General features: G+C 58.3%; 3 protein-coding genes and 1 CRISPR repeat array. Of the genes, 1 reads left to right on the plus strand and 2 read right to left on the minus strand.

Annotated features, from left to right (window positions below; all coding sequences use genetic code 11):
• A partial coding sequence (locus tag V2I08_RS09265; RefSeq protein WP_349634827.1) for a transposase occupies positions 1–374 on the plus strand: 374 nt, incomplete at its 5' end.
• A gap of 29 nt (positions 375–403) precedes the next feature.
• Here the strand turns inward: V2I08_RS09265 and V2I08_RS09270 are convergent.
• The gene (locus V2I08_RS09270) at positions 404–787 is read right to left on the minus strand and encodes a cytochrome c family protein (protein ID WP_349634828.1); all 384 of its coding nucleotides are present in this window, start codon (positions 785–787) and stop codon (positions 404–406) included.
• A gap of 348 nt (positions 788–1,135) precedes the next feature.
• Positions 1,136–2,304 (minus strand): IS3 family transposase gene (locus tag V2I08_RS09275; protein WP_349634829.1). Its coding sequence is split into 2 segments (ribosomal slippage): positions 1,136–2,052 and positions 2,052–2,304, totalling 1,170 coding nucleotides; the frame shifts between segments, so codons are not numbered across the junction.
• A gap of 97 nt (positions 2,305–2,401) precedes the next feature.
• Positions 2,402–4,412: direct repeats of the CRISPR family, unit length 36 nt; unit sequence GTTGCCGCTGGACCGCGATCTCTGAGCGGTTATAAT.
• Positions 4,413–4,454: the final 42 nt, after the last annotated feature.

Consider the following 4,454-nt stretch of genomic DNA (forward strand, 5'->3'; position numbering starts at 1 on the left):
TGATCTTCATCCTCGTCCACACTGCTGATATCCAGGACCGTGATGGGGCCGTAGATGTGCTGGCCGCTGTTCGTACGCGGTTCCCATGGTTGCGCCACGTGTTCGCCGATGGCGGCTATGCAGGCGATAAATTACGCTCCGCCCTCGTCGGCATGGGGAAGTGGACAATCGACATCATCAAGCGCTCGGACAGCGCCAAAGGCTTCGAAGTGCTCCCCCGACGATGGGTAGTTGAACGCACTTTCGCATGGCTCGGCCGCTGCCGACGGCTCGCCAAGGACTGGGAAAAGTCCATCGCATCTTCAACCGCTTGGGCACTGATCGCTTCAATCCGCATGCTCACGCGCAGAACCGCAAGATATTGCTTCGCTTGAGAAACTTCTGAATCAGGCACTTAGCTTCCTCACTTTGCTTCCGCTTTGAGATAGGCGATCAGGTTGGCGCGGTCGGCTGCCTGCGGCAAACCGGCAAAGGCCATGCGGTTACCAGGGACAACGCTATTGGGCTTGTTCAGAAATGCATCTAGCGTTTTGGCATCCCAACGAACTTGCGCCTTCTGCATCGCGGGCGAATAGGTAAAGCCCGCCACCGTGCCCGACGTGCGACCGAACAGTCCAGCCAAGTTTGGCCCCATCTTCTTGGGCCCAGGCTTGACATCATGGCACAGCGCGCAGCGGGCGAAAACGATCTTACCCTTTGCGGCATCGCCAGCCTGAGCTAGTGCGGGCGCTGCGCCCATGGCAGCGACGGGGATTGTCAGTCCAGCGATTTTACGCACGATCATCATGCTCGAATTTGTCCCTTTACCCTGTCCTGAATGTAGATCAGTGACCGATGCCACGCTTATGATACGTCAAATCTGAACGGGGATTGACCCAAAACCCGCTATTTCCGCTTCGCCACTTATCAGGAAGTCGCGACAGGACAACTGTCGCTTTGAGGGCGGCTCCCAGCCTCCAAGCAAAAAAGGCCGCGCGAGCCGCCAAACGGCCTTTGTGCGAGAGATGTTCCTGAAATTTAGAGAAATCACGATTTGTGCCATATAGAAATGTTACAGTGTGGAAAACAGCAGGGGGCTGCGTGTAGGCATTGAAATCGCGCGAGATCGTGTCCCAAGTGACCTGCCACGGCTTTTTCATCCAGCTTTGATTAGAGCCTCGGCGGTTGTGGTTATGCCTTTGGGTGCCTTGTTTGCAATGGGGTCAGGCATGCCTGACCCCATTGCAAAAATCGTTTCCGCGTAGCTGGCCGGGGTCTGATATCCGATTGAGGAGTGTGGACGGCAGGTGTTGTAGTCCTCCGCCCACTCCCGGATCACGGCACGGGCATGCTCGAGGCCGTGGAACAACGTCTCGTTCAATAGTTCGTCTCGCATCCGGCCATTGAAGGATTCCACGTAGCCATTCTGCATCGGCTTTCCGGGGGCGATGTAGTGCCACTCGATCTCGTGGTCCTTGCACCAGGCCAGGATCGCATTGGCGGTGCACTCGGTCCCGTTGTCGCTGACGATCATGCCCGGCTTGCCGCGCCAGGCGATGATGGCGGTCAGTTCACGCGCCACACGACGCCCAGAGATCGACGTATCGGGGATCGCGGCGAGGCATTCCCTGGTCACATCATCGACGATGTTGAACACCCGGAACCGCCGGCCGCAGGCGAACTGGTCATGGACGAAGTCCAGGCTCCAGCGGGCATTGGGCCGCGCTTCCACAAGGATCGGAGCCCGTGTGCCAACCGCCCTGCGCCGTGCCCGACGCTTGCGAACGCCAAGCCCTTCTTCCCGATAGAGCCGGTAGACTCGGTTGATCCCCGATGGCTCTCCTTCCCGCCGCAGCAGAATGTGCAGCCGACGGTAGCCGAACCGGCGTCGTTCATTGGCAAGCTCGCGCAAACGCGTACGCAACTCCGTCTCCGGTGGCCGCCGGGACTGGTAGCGAACGCTCTTGCGATCGGCATCGATGACGCGGCACGCCCGCCGCTCGCTCATCCCGTGATGATCCCGCAGATGAGCAACCGCTTCCCGCTGTGCGACGGGCGTCACCATTTTTTTGTGAGAAGGTCCTTCAACGCCGCGTTGTCCAGCATGGCGTCCGCCAGAAGGCGCTTCAGCTTCGCATTCTCGTCCTCAAGCGAGCGCAGCCGCTTCGCCTCAGATACTTCCATGCCGCCGTACTTGGCCTTCCAGTTGTAGATCGTCGCCTCGGATATGCCGTGCCGCCGCGCCAGATCGCCGGTCCGCACGCCCGCCTCTGCCTCCTGCAGCACGCCAATGATCTGCTCTTCCGTAAACCTCTTGCGCTTCATCTCATCCGTCCTCGTGAAGGCCGGTCTCTAATCGATACTGGAGGAATTTACCCAGGGCAGGTCAAATGATTTCATCCCCTTGAGTCAGGGGGTAGCAGTTGCCGCTGGACCGCGATCTCTGAGCGGTTATAATGAAGGGATGGACAGGGAATGACCGGGCTAAGTTGCCGCTGGACCGCGATCTCTGAGCGGTTATAATGTCGCTTGCAAGAGGGGAGTTGCAACGATGGTTGCCGCTGGACCGCGATCTCTGAGCGGTTATAATTCCGTCAACAACAACAGGGCCGCTCTGGCTGTTGCCGCTGGACCGCGATCTCTGAGCGGTTATAATGCCCTTGATCCGGCGGCCCCTTCATCGTGTGTTGCCGCTGGACCGCGATCTCTGAGCGGTTATAATCCAGCCGAGAAAGACTATAAGCTGCCCGATGTTGCCGCTGGACCGCGATCTCTGAGCGGTTATAATCGCTGTCGGCTCGGCGCATGCTGGAGCGTAGTTGCCGCTGGACCGCGATCTCTGAGCGGTTATAATTTGTAATCTCCTCGACAAGAACTGATATGAGTTGCCGCTGGACCGCGATCTCTGAGCGGTTATAATATGGTGACACGCATGACACCGACCAGCGCAGTTGCCGCTGGACCGCGATCTCTGAGCGGTTATAATGGTCCCGCAATCGCTGCACCTCGAACGCGAGTTGCCGCTGGACCGCGATCTCTGAGCGGTTATAATTGCCAGCGCCCGCCTGCTGCTTCGCCTGATGTTGCCGCTGGACCGCGATCTCTGAGCGGTTATAATTGCCTCGATCGGCGGGCGCGTGCGCTACACGTTGCCGCTGGACCGCGATCTCTGAGCGGTTATAATCTTAAGGTGTTCCAGCAGAAGAACGTCATAGTTGCCGCTGGACCGCGATCTCTGAGCGGTTATAATGCGGCGGCGGTTTCCAGTTTGTAGAATTCGTTGCCGCTGGACCGCGATCTCTGAGCGGTTATAATCGGGGCCATGGTTTCATCGCCCAGGGCGTAGTTGCCGCTGGACCGCGATCTCTGAGCGGTTATAATAATGCAAGATGTGCTACACCTTGAAATCGTGTTGCCGCTGGACCGCGATCTCTGAGCGGTTATAATCGCACGGTTGTCAATGAGGGTCCCGTCTACGTTGCCGCTGGACCGCGATCTCTGAGCGGTTATAATCTCATTCGACCAGTAAAGGCGGACTGACAAGTTGCCGCTGGACCGCGATCTCTGAGCGGTTATAATGTGGGATCAGTTCTGGGCGATCGATATGCAGTTGCCGCTGGACCGCGATCTCTGAGCGGTTATAATCATCCCGACCTTTCAGAGATCGCGGCCTGGGTTGCCGCTGGACCGCGATCTCTGAGCGGTTATAATATGGCCAAGCTGACGCAGACGTTCAACATGTTGCCGCTGGACCGCGATCTCTGAGCGGTTATAATTGCTCAGCATCCACTACGACCCCGACACCCGTTGCCGCTGGACCGCGATCTCTGAGCGGTTATAATCACGATGGCAGTCCAGACGCGGATTTCATGGTTGCCGCTGGACCGCGATCTCTGAGCGGTTATAATATGATGCGTTCCCACCAGGTCGGGCCGATCGTTGCCGCTGGACCGCGATCTCTGAGCGGTTATAATCTCCGTATTGATTGCGAACGAAACTACGCGTTGCCGCTGGACCGCGATCTCTGAGCGGTTATAATAACCGCCGCCGCTTGGCCTTGATCCCAGCGTTGCCGCTGGACCGCGATCTCTGAGCGGTTATAATTGATGTTGGTTAGCAGGGCTAAGGCTGAAGGTTGCCGCTGGACCGCGATCTCTGAGCGGTTATAATCCCGCCCTATGTGATCAAGGCGACCGGCGCGTTGCCGCTGGACCGCGATCTCTGAGCGGTTATAATCCAGCGTCGCATTCGACACCGAGACGTCGGTTGCCGCTGGACCGCGATCTCTGAGCGGTTATAATGCGCGGGATCGCTGGCAAGGTCGCGGATGGGTTGCCGCTGGACCGCGATCTCTGAGCGGTTATAATTCACGTCATCGCTGGCCGAAGAACGGCGGCGTTGCCGCTGGACCGCGATCTCTGAGCGGTTATAATATCTGCGACGGCTGCATTCTTGTCGGCTTGGTTGCCGCTGGA

Source organism: Sphingobium sp. MK2 (assembly GCF_040170545.1).
Taxonomy (GTDB): domain Bacteria; phylum Pseudomonadota; class Alphaproteobacteria; order Sphingomonadales; family Sphingomonadaceae; genus Sphingobium.